The sequence below is a fragment of the Pandoraea sp. E26 genome (assembly GCF_000681415.1).
Taxonomy (GTDB): domain Bacteria; phylum Pseudomonadota; class Gammaproteobacteria; order Burkholderiales; family Burkholderiaceae; genus Pandoraea; species Pandoraea pnomenusa.
Window position 1 is genome coordinate 47,781 of the sequence record NZ_AYXJ01000030.1, and the last position, 16,425, is coordinate 64,205.

At 63.6% G+C, this 16,425-nt stretch carries 16 protein-coding genes; 14 read left to right on the plus strand and 2 right to left on the minus strand.

Annotated features, from left to right (window positions below):
- Positions 1-11 precede the first annotated feature (11 nt).
- The 14 genes from fabF (at position 12) to nagZ (ending at position 14,258) form a co-directional block, all read left to right on the plus strand.
- Positions 12-1,250 (plus strand): beta-ketoacyl-ACP synthase II, encoded by a 1,239-nt coding sequence (gene fabF, locus W930_RS0118845; protein ID WP_023872207.1) that lies wholly within the window; start codon positions 12-14, stop codon positions 1,248-1,250.
- 168 nt (positions 1,251-1,418) lie between these two features.
- A complete protein-coding gene (gene rpoE, locus W930_RS0118850; RefSeq protein ID WP_023872206.1) occupies positions 1,419-2,018 on the plus strand; it encodes an RNA polymerase sigma factor RpoE in 600 nt (199 codons plus the stop codon).
- Between the two features lie 38 nt (positions 2,019-2,056).
- Entirely contained in the window at positions 2,057-2,740 is a 684-nt protein-coding gene (locus W930_RS0118855) for a sigma-E factor negative regulatory protein (RefSeq protein WP_023594417.1), read from the plus strand.
- Positions 2,741-3,799: a MucB/RseB C-terminal domain-containing protein gene (locus W930_RS0118860; protein WP_023594418.1), complete on the plus strand. Its 1,059-nt coding sequence runs from the start codon at positions 2,741-2,743 to the stop codon at positions 3,797-3,799.
- Positions 3,800-3,929: 130 nt separating this feature from the next.
- Entirely contained in the window at positions 3,930-5,435 is a 1,506-nt protein-coding gene (locus W930_RS0118865; protein WP_023594419.1) for a DegQ family serine endoprotease, read from the plus strand.
- Positions 5,436-5,450: 15 nt separating this feature from the next.
- Positions 5,451-5,696: a glutaredoxin family protein gene (locus W930_RS0118870; RefSeq protein ID WP_023872204.1), complete on the plus strand. Its 246-nt coding sequence runs from the start codon at positions 5,451-5,453 to the stop codon at positions 5,694-5,696.
- A 197-nt stretch (positions 5,697-5,893) separates the two neighbouring features.
- Positions 5,894-7,699: a translation elongation factor 4 gene (lepA, locus tag W930_RS0118875; protein ID WP_023872203.1), complete on the plus strand. Its 1,806-nt coding sequence runs from the start codon at positions 5,894-5,896 to the stop codon at positions 7,697-7,699.
- An 18-nt stretch (positions 7,700-7,717) separates the two neighbouring features.
- Positions 7,718-8,632 (plus strand): signal peptidase I, encoded by a 915-nt coding sequence (lepB, locus tag W930_RS0118880; protein WP_023594422.1) that lies wholly within the window; start codon positions 7,718-7,720, stop codon positions 8,630-8,632.
- Between the two features lie 277 nt (positions 8,633-8,909).
- Positions 8,910-9,944, plus strand: coding sequence for a ribonuclease III (gene rnc, locus W930_RS28135; RefSeq protein WP_023872202.1), 1,035 nt, complete (start codon positions 8,910-8,912; stop codon positions 9,942-9,944).
- Positions 9,945-9,998: 54 nt separating this feature from the next.
- Complete coding sequence (gene era / locus W930_RS0118890) at positions 9,999-10,892, plus strand: GTPase Era (protein ID WP_023594424.1); 894 nt, start codon at positions 9,999-10,001, stop codon at positions 10,890-10,892.
- Entirely contained in the window at positions 10,879-11,883 is a 1,005-nt protein-coding gene (gene recO / locus W930_RS0118895; RefSeq protein ID WP_023872201.1) for a DNA repair protein RecO, read from the plus strand. The genes era and recO overlap by 14 nt, the downstream gene beginning before the upstream one ends.
- Positions 11,880-12,641: a pyridoxine 5'-phosphate synthase gene (gene pdxJ, locus W930_RS0118900; RefSeq protein WP_023872200.1), complete on the plus strand. Its 762-nt coding sequence runs from the start codon at positions 11,880-11,882 to the stop codon at positions 12,639-12,641. Before recO ends, pdxJ begins: the two co-directional genes overlap by 4 nt.
- Positions 12,642-12,765: 124 nt before the next feature.
- Complete coding sequence (gene acpS, locus W930_RS28140; protein WP_023594427.1) at positions 12,766-13,227, plus strand: holo-ACP synthase; 462 nt, start codon at positions 12,766-12,768, stop codon at positions 13,225-13,227.
- Positions 13,224-14,258 carry a beta-N-acetylhexosaminidase gene (nagZ, locus tag W930_RS0118910; protein ID WP_023872199.1) on the plus strand — a complete coding sequence of 345 codons (1,035 nt, stop codon included), beginning with the start codon at positions 13,224-13,226 and terminating at the stop codon, positions 14,256-14,258. The genes acpS and nagZ overlap by 4 nt, the downstream gene beginning before the upstream one ends.
- A gap of 148 nt (positions 14,259-14,406) precedes the next feature.
- Here nagZ and efp read toward each other — a convergent pair whose 3' ends face one another.
- Positions 14,407-14,964, minus strand: coding sequence for an elongation factor P (gene efp, locus W930_RS0118915; protein ID WP_023594429.1), 558 nt, complete (start codon positions 14,962-14,964; stop codon positions 14,407-14,409).
- A 136-nt stretch (positions 14,965-15,100) separates the two neighbouring features.
- Positions 15,101-16,351 (minus strand): elongation factor P maturation arginine rhamnosyltransferase EarP, encoded by a 1,251-nt coding sequence (gene earP, locus W930_RS0118920; RefSeq protein ID WP_023872198.1) that lies wholly within the window; start codon positions 16,349-16,351, stop codon positions 15,101-15,103.
- Positions 16,352-16,425 lie beyond the last annotated feature (74 nt).

The following is a 16,425-nucleotide window of genomic DNA, read 5'->3' on the forward strand; positions in this document are numbered from 1 at the left end:
AGGGGAGTATCGTGAGTCGTCGTCGCGTCGTCATTACCGGTCTGGGCCTGATCTCGCCGGTCGGCAACACCGTTGCCGAGGGTTGGGAAAATCTGGTCGCGGGCCGTTCGGGCATCGCCAACATCACGAAGTTCGATGCGAGCGCGCACAAGGTGCGCTTCGCAGGCGAAGTCAAAAACTTCGATACCGATAAGTACCTGTCGCCCAAGGAAGCGCGCCGTATGGATACGTTTATCCATTTCGGTCTCGCCGCCGGTATTCAGGCGTTTGAGGATAGCGGCCTGCAGGTCACCGCAGAGAACGCAGAGCGCATTGGCGTGCTGGTCGGCTCGGGCATTGGCGGCCTGCCGATGATCGAAGACACGCAGACCGACCTGCTCAATGGCGGTCCGCGCAAGATCTCCCCCTTCTTCGTGCCGGGCTCGATCATCAACATGATTTCGGGCCACCTGTCGATCAGGTACGGGTTGAAGGGCCCGAACCTGGCGATCGTCACGGCGTGCACGACCGGCCTGCACTGTATCGGCCAGGCCGCGCGCATGATCCAGTACGGCGATGCCGACGCTGTGCTCGCCGGCGGCGCGGAATCGACCGTTTCGCCGTTGGGCATCGGCGGTTTCGCCGCCATGACGGCGCTGTCGACCCGCAATGACGACCCGGCAACGGCCAGCCGTCCGTGGGACAAGGATCGCGACGGCTTCGTGCTGGGCGAAGGCGCCGGCGTGATGATGGTCGAAGAGTACGAACACGCCAAGGCGCGCGGCGCGAAGATCTACGCCGAACTCACGGGTTTCGGCATGAGTGCCGACGCGTATCACATGACGGCACCTTGCGAAGACGGTGACGGCGCGCTGCGCTCCATGAAGAACGCCCTGCGCGACGCCGGCCTGAACGCCGACACCGTGAATTACGTGAATGCCCACGGCACGTCGACCCCGCTGGGCGACATCGCCGAGACGGTTGCGATCAAGCGCCTGATGGGTGACGCGGCGAAGCAGGTCGTGGTGAACTCGACCAAGTCGATGACGGGCCACCTGTTGGGTGGCGCGGGCGGCCTGGAGTCGGTGTTCACCGTGTTGGCCGTGCATCACCAGAAGTCGCCGCCGACGATCAACATCTTCAATCAGGACCCTGCTTGCGACCTGGACTACTGCGCAAACGTGGCCCGCGACATGAAAATTGACGTCGCATTGAAGAACTCTTTCGGATTTGGCGGGACTAACGGCACGCTGGTCTTCCAGCGCGTCTGATGTTCGCGGGACGCCTTGCCGGCGTCCCGTCCCGCTGACCCACGCTCCGGTGAGTGTGCCCGGGCGTGCGGCGTTCAAGACACTTCCAGCCACGGCGGCCAGGCGCCGGCGTGGCGCCATCGGGCCCGACCGGGTCCGGCAGCCAGAGAAAATACGGATCCATATCAGGTGAGTGAACGAGAAATCGACCAGGCGCTCGTCGAGCGCGTGCAAAAGGGCGACAAAGCCGCCTTCGAGCTGTTGGTCGCGAAATATCACCGCAAGATCATCCGCCTCGTATCGCGGCTCGTGCGCGACGCCGCCGAGGTCGAGGATGTGACGCAGGAGGCTTTCATCAAAGCCTACCGTGCCTTGCCGCAGTTTCGCGGCGAGTCGGCGTTCTATACCTGGTTGTATCGTATTGCTGTCAACACGGCGAAGAACCACCTGGCAACGCAAGGGCGCCGTGCCCCGACCTCGACTGAAGCGAACGCTGAAGAAGCGGAAACTTTTGCCGAGGCCGATCAACTAAGGGATATCAACACGCCTGAGTCGATGCTCATGAGCAAGCAGATTGCTCAAACGGTCAATCTGGCGATGGAGGCTTTGCCCGATGAACTTCGAACGGCCATTACCCTGCGGGAAATCGAGGGGTTGAGCTACGAAGAGATCGCCGAAGCCATGGGGTGCCCGATCGGAACGGTCCGTTCGCGAATTTTCCGGGCGCGTGAAGCGATTGCCAGCCGGCTGCGGCCGCTGCTGGACACGCCTGACGGCAAGCGCTGGTGAGCGCGCCGCCGGGAAAGTTAATTTCGTTGGGGGATATCATGGGATCAGCGACGGTGCAAACGCAGCGGGGGCTGCAAGCCGAGCGGATTTCCGCGTTGGTGGACGGGGAATTCGATCCGGACGAACTGGCTGCCCTGCTGGACGAGGCCGACACCTCTGGCCGTCCGCTCTGGGGCGACTACCATCTGATCGGCGACGCGCTGCGTTCCGATGAACTGACGCTGCCGCGTTCGGAGTCGGCCTTCATGGCGGCCTTCGCGGCACGCCTCGAAGCCGAGCCCCACCTGCTCGCGCCGGCCGCCCTGGCCGACGCTCAGGCCGGTGCCGCCCAGGCGGTGAAGGCTTCGGGATCGCGCGTGACGCGCATCAATCCTTTCCTGCGCGTGCGCCGCGTGTTGCCGACGGCTGCCGCCGCCGCTGCCGTGGCTGCGTTGTCGTGGGTGGTGGTGCCGCGTCTGCAGGATCATCCGGCGGGCGGGGCTCAGCCGCAGGTGCTGGCCCAGACCGCGGCACCGGCGCCAGCCGGGGCCAACGTCACGCGTGTGGCGCTTGCCCAGCAGCCCCAGGCCGCCGTGGCGGCCAACGCGGCCACGAACGACGTGATCGTGCTGCGCGATGCGCGCCTGGACCAATATCTGGCCGCACACCAGCAATACGCGCCGGCCCCCATCGGCCAGAGCGTTTCTCCTTACATGCGAGCCTCGGCGCAAGCGGACGAATAAATGCAGCGCCTGAGTACCGAATCCTTGCCGCGTGCGCCCATCGGGCGCACTTTCTTACTGTTCGCGTTCCTGCTGGCAACCACGCTGCAATCGCAGGCGTGGGCCCAGGCGTCCGCGCCGTCCGCCGATCCGCTCGTCGAGCGACGCGAAGTCGCGGCGTGGCTCAACAAGATCCACCGTGCGGCACAGACGCAGAACTACATCGGCACCTTCGTCTATCAGCGTGGTTCGACCATGCGTTCGTCGAAGATCAGCCACTTCGCTGATAAGGGCAACGAGTACGAAGAGCTTGAAACCCTCGACGGTCGTCAGCGCCGCATTCTTCGTCAGAACGAGGACGTCTATACGCTCATTCCCGAGCAGAAGACCGTCTTCCAGGAAAAGCGCGAGAGCAAGGACTCGTTCCCCGCGTTGCTCGCAACGCCCAATCGCGACGTACTCGACTATTACGCTCCGAAGCTGCTGCCGAACGAACGGATGGCGGGTTTCGACTGCATGGTGATCGAGCTCACGCCGAAGGACGAATACCGTTTCGGCTACCGTTTGTGGGCCGACCGCAACACCGGTCTGTTGCTGCGCGCCCAGACGATCGATGCCGACGGGCACCTGCTCGAGCAGGCGGCGTTCTCGCAGATCGCCATCGGGGTGCCGAGCGAACGTACGCGCATCGTTCATGCGATTCAGGCCACGCATGGCTGGCATGTCGTGAAGCCACAGATCGTGCCCATGCGTCTGTCCGATGCCGGGTGGACCATCGATGCGCCGAAGAAGGTGCCGGGTTTCAAGGCCGTTCGTGAAGTGCGCCGTACGATGCGTTCGACGGCCGACGGGAAGCCGTTGGAAGTGCAGCAGGTGGTATATTCCGACGGCATGGCCGGACTTTCGGTGTTCATCGAGCCGGCCACGCGCGAGCGCAAGGAAGGTCACGGCAGCGCCGGTGCGACGAACATTCTCATCAAGCGCCACGGCGATTTCTGGCTGACCTTGCTCGGCGAAGTGCCGCAGGCCACGCTGCAGCAGTTCGCCTCCAGCATCGAGTACAAACAGCCGGCGAAGTGACCGGTTGTCGGGTGGGCCGTCGCCGGTAACGGCGCGGTCCGGGCAGCGAGGCGCACAAGAGACGCAATGCCGTGTCAGGCGCCGGACGGCTCTCAGGAATTCCGAGACTTTCGCGCACTACGATCTTCCAATGAAGAAGACTCTCCTGCTTCGTGTCATCCTTGGCGGCGCCATCGCCGCGCAATTGGCGGGAGTTCCCGCCGCATTCGCTGCTCCGGCCTCGGCGCCGGGCAGCGGATCGATAGCGTCGAACCCCCCGCTTGTCACCAATCTTCCCGATTTCACCCAGCTCGTCGATCGCGTCGGCCCGGCCGTGGTGAACATCCGCACGACCGAGCGCGTAAGTCGGTCCCAGCGAGGCTTGCCGCCCGGCATGGACGACGACATGGCCGAACTGTTCCGGCGCTTCTTCGGCGTACCCATGCCGCAGCCGGGACCCAAGGGCGGTGCGCCCAAGCGTGGCCAGCCACAGCCGGACGAAGAGCAGAACAGCGGCGTGGGGTCAGGTTTCATCATGTCGAGCGACGGCTATATCCTGACCAACGCCCACGTGGTGGACGGTGCGGACAGCATCTACGTCACCCTCACCGACAAGCGCGAGTTCAAGGCGAAGCTCGTGGGCGCGGACAAGCGGACCGACGTCGCCGTGGTGAAGGTTGAAGCGAAGGACCTGCCGACCGTGCCGGTCGGCGATTCGAACAAGCTGCGGGTCGGCGAATGGGTGGTGGCCATCGGCTCGCCGTTCGGCCTCGAAAATACGGTAACCGCGGGCATCGTGTCGGCCAAGGGGCGCGACACGGGCGATTACCTGCCGTTCATCCAGACCGACGTTGCGGTAAATCCCGGCAACTCCGGCGGTCCGCTCATCAATATGCGCGGCGAGGTGGTGGGCATCAATTCGATGATTTACAGCCAGACCGGCGGCTTCATGGGCATCTCGTTCGCGATTCCGATCGACGAGGTCATGCGCGTGGTCGATCAGCTCAAGAAAACGGGCAAGGTCGTGCGTGGCCGCATCGGCGTGGCGATCAGCGAAGTCAGCAAGGACGTCGCGGATTCGCTCGGCCTGCCGCGTGCGCAAGGCGCACTGGTGCGCAGCATCGAGCCGGGCAGTCCGGCCGAGAAGGCGGGTGTGCAGCCGGGCGACATCATCATGAAGTTCGAGGGACGGCCGGTGGATCATGCGACCGACCTGCCACGCATGGTCGGCGAGACGAAGCCGGGCTCGACCGCCACGCTGCAGGTGCTGCGCAAGGGCAAGAACCAGGATCTGCGTATCACGATCGCCGAGGCCGACGTCGACACGCCGAAGGCGTCGAAGGCGCAGGGCGGCAGCGCCGATACGCCGCATCCCAACGCGCTGGGCCTGGTCGTCTCGGATCTCACCGACGCGCAGAAGAAGGATCTGAAGCTGCGCGGCGGTGTGGCCGTCGAACTGGCCGAAGGCCCGGCGGGCCGCGCGGGGTTGCAACAGGGCGACATCATCCTGCGGGTGGGCGATGCGGACATCACCAGCGCGAAGCAATTCGAGGAAGTGGTCAAGGCGCTCGATCCCAAGCGTCTCGTCCCGATCCTCGTGCGCCGCGGCGATGCCACGCAGTTCGTGCCGTTGCGCCCCCGCGCGCAGGGCAAGTAAGCCAGCCGCCGACTCATGAGTGCGCCGGCGTTCACGCTATACGGCCGCAAGTGGTGTCATCTGTGCGATGACATGCTGGCGGCCCTCGAAGCGTGGCGTCCGGCGCGCGATTTCTCCGTCACTGTCGTCGATGTCGACAGCGACCCGGCGCTCGAAGCGAAGTACGATGAAATCGTGCCGGTGCTTGCGCTCGGCGATCGCGAGTTGTGCCGGTACCGATTCGACGCGGCTGCCGTTGCCGCCGTCTTCCCCGCCGAGTGAGGCGGATCCACGCCACGCCGCGAGCGTATTCCACGAACGTCCTCGAAACCTTCCCGTCATTACCGGTAAAACGCCGCGAGGCATCCGATTCCGGACGGAATCGATGCGCTTTCGGCTAAAATGTCGTGTTTGCCGATTCTCTCGAAAGCCGCTGCCGAGCCGAATCCGATGGCACCGACTTTTCTATAGCCCGCCTCATGGACCTTATTCGCAATTTTTCGATCATCGCCCACATCGACCACGGGAAATCGACCCTGGCCGATCGCATCATCCAGTTGAGCGGCGGTTTGTCCGATCGTGAAATGGAATCGCGGGTGCTCGACTCGATGGACCTCGAGCGCGAGCGCGGCATCACCATCAAGGCCCAGACGGCCGCGCTTCAATACAAGGCGCGTGATGGCAAGATCTACAACCTGAATCTCATCGACACGCCCGGACACGTCGACTTCTCGTACGAAGTGAGCCGCTCGCTGTCCGCATGCGAAGGCGCGCTGCTAGTGGTCGACGCCTCGCAGGGGGTGGAAGCCCAGACCGTGGCGAACTGCTACACGGCCATCGAACTGGGCGTGGAAGTCGTGCCGGTGCTCAACAAGATCGATCTGCCGTCGGCCGAGCCCGAGAACGCGATCCAGGAGATCGAGGACGTTATCGGTATCGAGGCGACCGACGCCGTGCGCTGTTCGGCAAAGACCGGTTTCGGTGTGGAAGACGTGCTCGAGGCGCTGATCGCCAAGGTGCCGCCGCCCAAGGGCAATGCCAACGCGCCGCTGCAGGCGTTGATCATCGACTCGTGGTTCGACAGCTACGTGGGCGTGGTGATGCTCGTGCGTGTCGTGAACGGCACGCTCAAGCCCAAGGACAAGATTCTTCTGATGGCCACGGGTTCGACCCATCTGGTCGAGCAGGTCGGCGTGTTCACCCCGAAGTCGCAGCAACGCACGTCGCTGTCGGCCGGTCAGGTGGGCTTCATCATTTCGGGCATCAAGGAACTGGGTGCCGCGAAGGTGGGCGATACCGTCACGCACGCGTTGACGACCACGACCAAGCCCGCGCCGGAACCGTTGCCGGGCTTCAAGGAAGTCAAGCCGCAGGTGTTCGCGGGCCTGTATCCGGTCGAGGCGAACCAGTACGACGCGCTGCGCGAATCGCTCGAAAAGCTCAAGCTCAACGACGCATCGCTGCAATACGAACCGGAAGTGTCGCAGGCGCTGGGCTTCGGCTTCCGTTGCGGCTTCCTCGGTCTGCTGCACATGGAAATCGTGCAGGAACGTCTCGAGCGCGAGTTCGACATGGACCTCATCACCACGGCGCCGACCGTGATCTATGAGGTAACCGAGCGCGACGGCACGGTGGTGTCGGTGGAAAACCCGTCGAAGATGCCGGACCCGGGCCGCATCGAAGAAATTCGCGAGCCGATCGTCACGGTCAATCTGTACATGCCGCAGGAATACGTCGGCCCGGTCGTCACGCTGTGCCAGCAAAAGCGCGGTGTCCAGATCGACATGCAGTATCACGGCCGCCAGGTGCGCCTGATCTATGAAATTCCGATGGCCGAAATCGTGCTCGATTTCTTCGATCGTCTGAAGTCGGTGTCGCGCGGCTACGCCTCGATGGACTACGAATTCAAGGAATACCGCGCGTCGGACGTGGTCAAGGTCGACATGCTCATCAACAGTGACAAGGTCGATGCGTTGTCGATCATCGTGCACCGTTCGGAGAGCCGTCGCCGCGGTGCGCAGGTGGCCGCGAAGATGCGCGAGATCATTCCGCGCCAGATGTACGATGTTGCGATCCAGGCGGCCATCGGCGCGAACATCATCGCGCGTGAAAATATCAAGGCGCTGCGCAAGAACGTGCTGGCGAAGTGCTATGGTGGCGACATCACACGCAAGAAGAAGCTGCTCGAGAAACAGAAGGAAGGCAAGAAGCGCATGAAGCAGGTGGGGAGCGTTGAAATTCCTCAGGAAGCGTTCCTTGCCATTTTGCAAGTCGAAGACAAATAACGTAGCGACAGGTCCCGCATGAATTTCGCCCTGATTCTTTTGATCCTGGTGCTGGTGACCGGGGTGGCCTGGGTGGCCGACAAGTTGGTGTTTCAACCGGCGCGCCGCCGGGCCGCACAGGAGGCCGTGGCGCAGTTCGATCAGCAGCAGCTCTCGTTGCAGGGTTCCGGCATTCAGGGCTCCGGTGCCCAGGAAGGCGGCGCGGTGGCAAGCGCGCGCGCGAAGCTACGCGACGAGAAGCTGCGCCAGCCGTGGTGGCTCGAGTACTCGGCGAGCTTCTTCCCGGTGATTCTGGCGGTGTTCGTACTGCGCTCGTTCGTGGTCGAGCCGTTCAAGATTCCGTCGGGTTCCATGATCCCGACGCTGCTCGTGGGCGATTTCATCCTCGTGAACAAGTTCGACTACGGCATTCGCCTGCCGGTGATCAACACGAAGATCATCGACGTGGGCGAGCCCAAGCGCGGCGACGTGGTCGTGTTCCGCTACCCGAAGGATGAGTCCATGGACTACATCAAGCGCGTGATCGGCGTGCCGGGCGACGTGGTGGCGTACCAGAACAAGAAGCTGACGGTCAACGGCGTGCCGGTGCCGGAAACCGCCATGCCGGATTATTTCGACGACGAACACATCGCCTACTTCAAGCAATTCGAAGAAACGGTGGGAGGCGTGAAGCACCGGATTCTGAACGATCCGAACGTGCCGCCGTATATCATGGGCGCCGACGACTTCCCGAACAAGCAGAACTGCCAGTACAACAGCCAGGGCGTGATCTGCAAGGTGCCGCCGGGCAACTATTTCATGATGGGCGACAACCGCGACAACAGTGCGGACAGTCGCTACTGGGGCTTTGTGCCCGAGCAGAACATCGTGGGGCGCGCATTCTTCATCTGGATGAACTTCTCGAATCTCAAGCGCCTCGGCAAATTCCAGTAAGCCGCTCGCGCGCCCCGGGGAAATCATCCTTCCGAGGTAAGATTTTATTGATGCGAAAATTGGCAATAATTTGCCAATTTTCGCATTATTGTTTTGTGATTCGTGGGTAATGATGTGGCGGGTAGTGACCGCCGGGGAGATGACGTCATGCTCACCTCGGAAATCTCCGATCCATCACGCTCAAGCGAGTCCGAAAAGCCCGTCCGACGGCCGTTAAGCGCGTCGTTTCTTGGCGACGACGCACGCCGGGGCGGGAGCGTCGCGCTATACTTGCGCCATGCCTCAATCTCTGAACCAACTGGAAGAACGCCTCCAGTATCGCTTCCACGATGCGGAATTGCTTTGCCAAGCATTGACGCATCGTAGCCACAGTGCCGCCAACAATGAGCGGTTGGAGTTTCTCGGCGATTCCATTCTGAACTGTTCCGTCGCGGCCATTCTGTTCCGTCGCTACGGCAAGCTCGACGAAGGCGACCTCTCGCGTGTGCGCGCCAATCTCGTCAAGCAGCAGTCCCTGTACGAAATTGCGCAGACGCTTGGCGTGTCGGATTTCCTGCGTCTGGGCGAAGGTGAGCTCAAGAGCGGTGGATTCCGTCGCCCGTCGATTCTGGCCGATACGCTGGAGGCGCTGTTCGGCGCGATGTATCTCGACGGCGGGTTCGAAGCGGCTTACGCGGTGATCGAGCGTCTGTATACGCCGGTACTGGAGCATGTCGATCCGAAGACCCTCGGCAAGGATGCGAAGACGCTGCTGCAGGAGTATCTGCAAGGTCACAAGATTGCACTGCCGCAGTACACAGTGATCGCCACGCACGGTGCCGCGCACAACCAGCAATTCGAGGTGGAGTGCACGGTGCCGAAGCTGGACATCAAGGTGGGCGGATCCGGTGCCAGCCGTCGCGCCGCGGAGCAGGCGGCCGCGAAAAAGGCGCTGGAAGAAGTGCAGAAGATGCCGGCACTTGCGAAGCCGAAGGCCGAGAAGAGCGCCAAGGCGGCGAAAAAACGCGCGGCGAAGGCCGCCGCCTCCGAGGCCAAGAAGGCGGAGAAGGCGGGGCAGATGAGCGTTGTGGCCCCTGTGGAAATTCGCGAACCGAAGGACGTGAAGGATGTGAAGGACGGCAGGGAGTCGAGAGAAGGTACCGCCGGCGCGTCCAGCGCACCCGCCATGACGGCATCGGGCGGCAACGTCGCGTCGCGCGCGGCGACGGCCGAAAAGGCGGTGGAGCGAACGCCCGAGAAAGCGCAGGAAAAGACATCGGAAAAGGCGTCCGACAAGATCGACGCCGCCAAGCAACCCCCGGCAGCCGCCTGAGTCCCATTCAAGGGGCGCGCATCGCGCCGGCCCCTTTCAAGAGAGTTACCCACCATGAACGATAAGACGGATTTTCGCTGCGGGACCGTGGCGATCGTCGGGCGTCCGAACGTCGGCAAATCGACGTTGCTCAACGCCCTCGTCGGTCAGAAGATCAGCATTACGTCGCGCAAGGCGCAGACGACGCGACATCGCATTACCGGCATCTGCACCACGGACGACGCGCAGTACATCTTCGTCGATACGCCGGGCTTCCAGACGCGTCACGCAACGGCGCTGAACCGTTCTCTCAATCGCGCCGTGACGTCCACGCTGTCGAGCGTCGATGTCGTGCTGTTCGTCATCGAAGCGGGCAACTTCGGCCCGGACGACGAAAAGGTGCTCAAGCTCCTGCCGGAGACCACGCCGGTGCTGCTGATCGTCAACAAGCTCGATCGGATTGCCGACAAGGCCGAAATGCTGCCGTTCCTGCGCAAGGTGGGTGAGGCGCGCGACTTCCGTGAGATCGTGCCGCTTTCGGCTAAGCGTCCGGACGACATCAAGCGCCTGCTGGGCGTGCTGCGTCCGTACCTGCTCGAAGGAGATCCAATCTACGGCGAAGACGATCTTACCGATCGCAGCGAGCGCTTCATGGCCGCTGAAATCCTTCGCGAGAAGGTCTTCCGCTGGACCGGCGACGAGTTGCCCTACACCAGCACGGTCATCATCGACAAGTTCGAGCAGGAAGGCAATCTGCGGCGTATTTTTGCCACTATCCTGGTCGATCGCGACAGCCACAAGGCGATGATCATCGGCAACAAGGGGGCCAAGCTCAAGCAGATTTCCACCGATGCTCGCCTCGACATGGTGAAGCTCTTCGACGGGCCGGTGTATCTGGAGGTCTGGATCAAGGTCAAGGGCGGCTGGGCCGACAACGAGGCCGGCCTGCGGGCGTATGGCTACGAGTGAACTCGACACGACCCGTGACGAAGTTTCCGCGCCGGAATCGGTAACGCCGGCTGCGGCGGCCGCGCCGCGCGCATCGCGAAGCGAGGCCACGGCAGGCAGCACGGCCGCATCGGGTGCGCGGAGCTCGCGTCAGCCGCGCAGCGCGCGCCCCCGTGCGGTGGACGACGATGCGTCGGAGGCCTTCCAGCAGGCCGAAACAAACGCCGACGCCGCGAAACGCGAGACGAAGCGGGTGCGTCGCGTGACGTCGCCAGCGAAGGCGGCCGAGCGCGAGCAAAGCCGGGTGACGGAGCAGCCCGGCTTTGTGCTCCACAGCTATCCGTATCGCGAGACCAGCCTGATTATCGACGTGCTCACGCGCGACCATGGTCGGATTGCGCTGGTGGCGAAGGGGGCGAAGCGTCCACATTCGGCACTGCGCGGTGTGCTCCAGACGTTCCAGCCGCTCTCGCTCGCCTGGCTCGGCAAAGGCGAGCTAAGGACATTGACCAAGGCCGAATGGGTCGGTGGCTTGCGTCCGCTCGAGGGCGACGCCTTGCTCTCCGGCTTCTACCTCAACGAATTGCTGGTGAAGTTCTGCGCGCGCGACGACCCGCACGACAAGTTGTTCCAGCACTATCTCACGACCCTGCATCATCTCGCGCACGGCGAGCCGGCGGGCATCATCCTGCGGGCGTTCGAACGCGTGCTGCTGCGCGAGACTGGCTACGCCGTGGCATTCGACCGTTGCACGCAAACGCGCGGCAAGGTCGTGCCCGAACGTCGCTACGTGTTCCATCCCGACTGGGGCGTGCGACCGGCGCTCGGCGACGAGCCGTCCGACTGGCCCGTCATCAGCGGGCAGACCTTGCTCGACATGGAGCAGGACGACTACTCGCGGGCGCAGACCGTGCAGCAAAGCAAGCTGCTCATGCGCTTTCTTCTCAATCACCATTTGGGCGGTGTGCCGCTCAATACCCGGCAGATCCTGCTCGACCTGCAAAAACTATGAGCCTCTTCTTCCAAGGCAACCCCATCGACCTGGGGGTGAACATCGATCACGTCGCGACCGTGCGCAATGCGCGCGGTACCTCGTACCCCGATCCGATCAAGGCTGCGTTGCTGGCCGAAGAAGCGGGCGCGGATGTCATCACGCTGCATCTGCGCGAGGATCGTCGTCACATTCGCGATGACGACGTGACGAACCTGCGCGACAAGCTGATGACGCGCATGAACCTCGAGTGCGCCGTGACGGAAGAGATGCTGGCGATCGCGTGCCGCGTGAAGCCGCACGACGTCTGCCTCGTGCCGGAGCGTCGCCAGGAACTGACGACCGAGGGTGGGCTGGATGTCGTCGGCCTCTACGACCGGGTGGCTGCGGCCACGCAGCAGCTTGCCGCGGCGGGCAGTCGCGTGTCGCTGTTCATCGACCCGGACGAGGCGCCGATTCGTGCCGCCGCCCGCATGGGGGCGCCCGTGGTCGAGCTGCACACCGGGCGGTATGCCGAAGCCCACGACGAAGCCGCGCGCGAGGCGGAGTTCGCGCGCATCGAGCGTGCCGTGGCGCTGGGTCTGTCGCTGGGCCTTCGCGTGAACGCGGGGCACGGGTTGCACTATGAAAATGTGCAGCCGATCGCCGCCATCGAGGGTATTTCCGAGCTGAACATCGGCCATGCGATCGTGGCCCACGCCATTTTTGCCGGTTGGGAAAACGCCGTTCGCGAGATGAAGGCCATCATGGTCGCCAGCCGTATCGCGGCGCGCGGCTGAACCGCGGCAACATGGTCTACGTCTGCCCATGAGCGAATCCACTCCGCCGTCCCCGGTGTCCTCACCGTCGTCCCAGGCGCCGACCCCGTCGCCATCTCAGTCGCAACCCCAGTCGCCGACGCCGGTGTCGACGCCGGCGGCCCCGCTGGCCACGACGCTCTACGGCGTTGGCACCGACATTCTTCAGATCAGCCGCGTGATCGGCGTGATGGAGCGCACCCGTGGACGTTTCGCCGAGCGCGTGCTGGGTCCGGAGGAACTCAAGGTGTATCACGCGCGTCGGAATCGCTCCGAAGCGCGCGGGCTGGCCTATCTGTGTACCCGTTTCGCGGCGAAGGAAGCCGTGTCGAAGGCCATCGGGCTCGGCATGCGCTCGCCCATGACGTGGCGTGCCGTGCAAACGCTCAATGCGCCATCGGGCAAGCCCGTAGTGGTTGCCTCGGGCGCCTTGGTGCAGTGGCTGGCCGAGCGGCAGTTGACGATCGAAATCTCGATCACGGACGAGAAGGAATATGCGGTCGCGTTTGCGATCGCGTCACGTAACTTAGGCAACATTGGCAATATTGCATCGGAGAATACGCAATGACGAAGCGCAGGCCGGGCCCGGTGATGCTGGACGTCGTCGGGCTGACCCTCAGTGAGGACGACATCCGCCGCATCGATCACCCGCTGACCGGGGGTGTCATCCTGTTTGCCCGCAATTTCGACGACCGCGCGCAACTGTGTTCGCTCACGAAGCAGATTCGCGAGGTGCGCGACGACATCCTGATCGCGGTGGACCACGAGGGCGGGCGCGTGCAACGTTTTCGCACCGACGGCTTCACGCATCTGCCCGCGATGGGCAAGCTGGGCAAGCTCTGGCACGAGGACGTGTTCACGGCCACGCGCGCGGCGACGGCGGTGGGCTACGTGCTGGCGTCCGAACTGCGTGCCTGTGACATCGATCTGAGCTTCACGCCGGTGTTGGACCTGGACTATGGCACGTCGACGGTCATCGGCGACCGCGCGTTCGATGCCGACCCGCGCGTGGTGGCCATGCTGGCCAAGAGTCTGAATCACGGCCTGCTGCTCGCCGGCATGGCGAACTGCGGCAAGCATTTCCCGGGGCATGGTTTTGTCGCGGCCGATTCGCACCACGAGATTCCGGTCGACGAGCGCTCGCTCGACGAAATCCTGTCCGTCGACGCGCAGCCGTACGACTGGCTCGGCATGTCGCTCTCGGCGGTCATGCCGGCGCACGTGATCTACCCGCAGGTCGATCCGAATCCCGCGGGCTTTTCGTCGAAGTGGCTCAAGGACATCCTGCGTGGGCGATATGGCTTCGATGGCGTGATTTTCAGCGACGATCTGTCGATGCAGGGCGCCAGCGCGGCAGGCGACGTCGTGAGCGCCGCGCATGCGGCGATGGCAGCCGGTTGCGATATGGTGCTCATCTGCAATAGCCCGGAGAAAGCCGATCGTCTGCTGCGCGAGATGACGTCGACGCCCGATCCGGTGTCGCAACGTCGTATCAAGCATTTGAAGGGGCGCGGCAAGGCGCACGGCTGGGAGAAGATGCAGACCCAGCCGGAGTACCAGGCCGCGAAGCGCCTCATCGCGCAGACGTTCGGCGCATAGGCCGAGTGGGTGATCGGGCGGGTGGCCGGACGACCCGATCGCCAACCGCGACGCGCAAACAAAAAGCGCTCGATCCCGAAGGGACGAGCGCTTTTTTCGTTACGTGACGGCCGCGTTGCCCGAGGGCGCCGCGGCGGTCCGCTAACGCTTAGACGCGGCTGCGATACGAGTCGTCGCGCGTGTCGATTTCGATCTTGTCGCCGGTGTTGACGAACAGCGGCACCTGGATTTCCAGCAGATCGTTGATCTTGGCGTTCTTCAGCACGCGGCCCGACGACGTGTCGCCCTTGACGGCCGGCTCGGTGTATTCGACAGTGCGCACGAGCGACGTCGGGAGTTCGACCGAGATGGCCTTGTCGTTGTAGAACACGACTTCGCAGGGCATACCGTCTTCCAGGTACTTGATGGCGTTGTCCATGTTCTCGGCTTCGACTTCGTACTGGTTGTAGTCGGCGTCCATGAACACGTACATCGGGTCGGCGAAGTACGAGTAGGTCACTTCCTTCTTGTCGAGCACGACGACGTCGAACTTGTCGTCGGCCTTGTACGCGAATTCGCCGCGGCCTTCGCTCAGCAGCTTCTTGTACTTCATCTTGACGACGCTGGAGTTACGGCCCGACTTGACGTATTCGGTCTTGAGTACGACATTGGGCTCGCCGTCGATCATGACGACGTTGCCGACGCGGAGTTCTTGAGCGGTTTTCATAAAAAACGAGATCCTGTGACGAAATAAGCGATTTGCCGCTTGTTGAGCGCTTCCATACGCTCATTCGCCGCTTGATTCCCGCATCCGCCGGAACGATCCGGGACAGCGGTTCAGCAGCAAAGCGTTGAAAAACCAGCTATTTTACCTGATTTTCCGCAAAGCTTGCCAGTTGTCGCGCGAGGTCGGGGAGCGTCGCCTGCGCGTTGGCCCACACCCGCGCGTACCGCTGCAATTCCGGCAAGGCGGCGGCCAGTGCCGGCCAGTCCGGCGCCGTGCTGGCGTAACCGTTCCAGAGATGCCAGAAAGTGCGCAGCGCCTCACGGGCAGCGTGGCTCAATGGCGCGGCATCGGTGCCGGCGTCGGCCTTGCGAGCGGCCCAGTCGCTCAGATAGCGTGAGAGGAAGGCGTCCAGCTTCTCATGGTGGGCGTTTTCGCGCTGCGGATAAATGTGCCAGACGAACGGTTTGGCCGCCCATTGCGCCCGCACGAACGAATCTTCCCCGCGCACGAAATTCAGGTCGCAGGCCCACAGCAGCGTGTCGAATTCGGACTGCGGAACGAACGGCAGCCCAAGGACCGTCAGCGCCCCGCGCGACGCCGACTCGCGTGGGGCAAGGGCATCGCGGCCGAACCAGGCGCCCACCGCAGGCGCGATGCGCCCCTGCGGGACGAGGCAGACGATCGGCGTCGTGCTGCTGGCCCATTGGTCGAGCAACGCCGGCAGCGCGGCGTTTTCGTAGGCGAAGAGCGAAATCACGAGGGCGTCTCGCGGCGCCTCGGCGAGTCCGGGCACGCGTTGCCACCAGGCGTCCTGCAACTCGCGCGATGCGAGGAAGGCGTCTCTGCGCGAAAGCAGTTCGCGTTCGCGTGCGAGGCCGCCCGTGCGCTCGGTGAAGCCGGGGAAAAAGAACGTCTTGAGGAGCCCCAGTTGTGGGTGCACCGATTTCTGCAGATGGCAGCCTTCCACCCAGTCTTCGGCGCTCAGATAGTCGAGATTGATCCAGACCGGCGCATTGCCGGCCAGCTTGCGCGCGTGCATCGCCTCGACGTAGGTCTCGGGAATCCGGCAGGCGAACGCCTCGATGACGATGTCGCCCGGCGCATTGTCGTCGGTCACCGGGCCGAAGTCGGCATCCCAGCGCCTCACGTCAACGCCGTCGCACCGCTGTGCGGCGCGCGAGGTGTCGATGTCCGGGCGCAGGTGACGGAAACTTGCGAGGTCGTCGACCCACAGCCGCACCGACCAGCCATGCTCCCGCACGAGTTGCCGGGCGAGTCGCCAGCACACGCCGATGTCGCCGAAATTGTCGACGACGGTGCAGAACAGATCGCAGCGGGGCACCAGGGGAAAGGCGCTCGCAGCGTGGGATGAGGTGGACAGGGACATTGAGAAGCGGCAACGCGGATTGGTCTAAACTTCTGATTTTAGTCCCTGTGACGCGTGACGTTCGCCATCGGCGC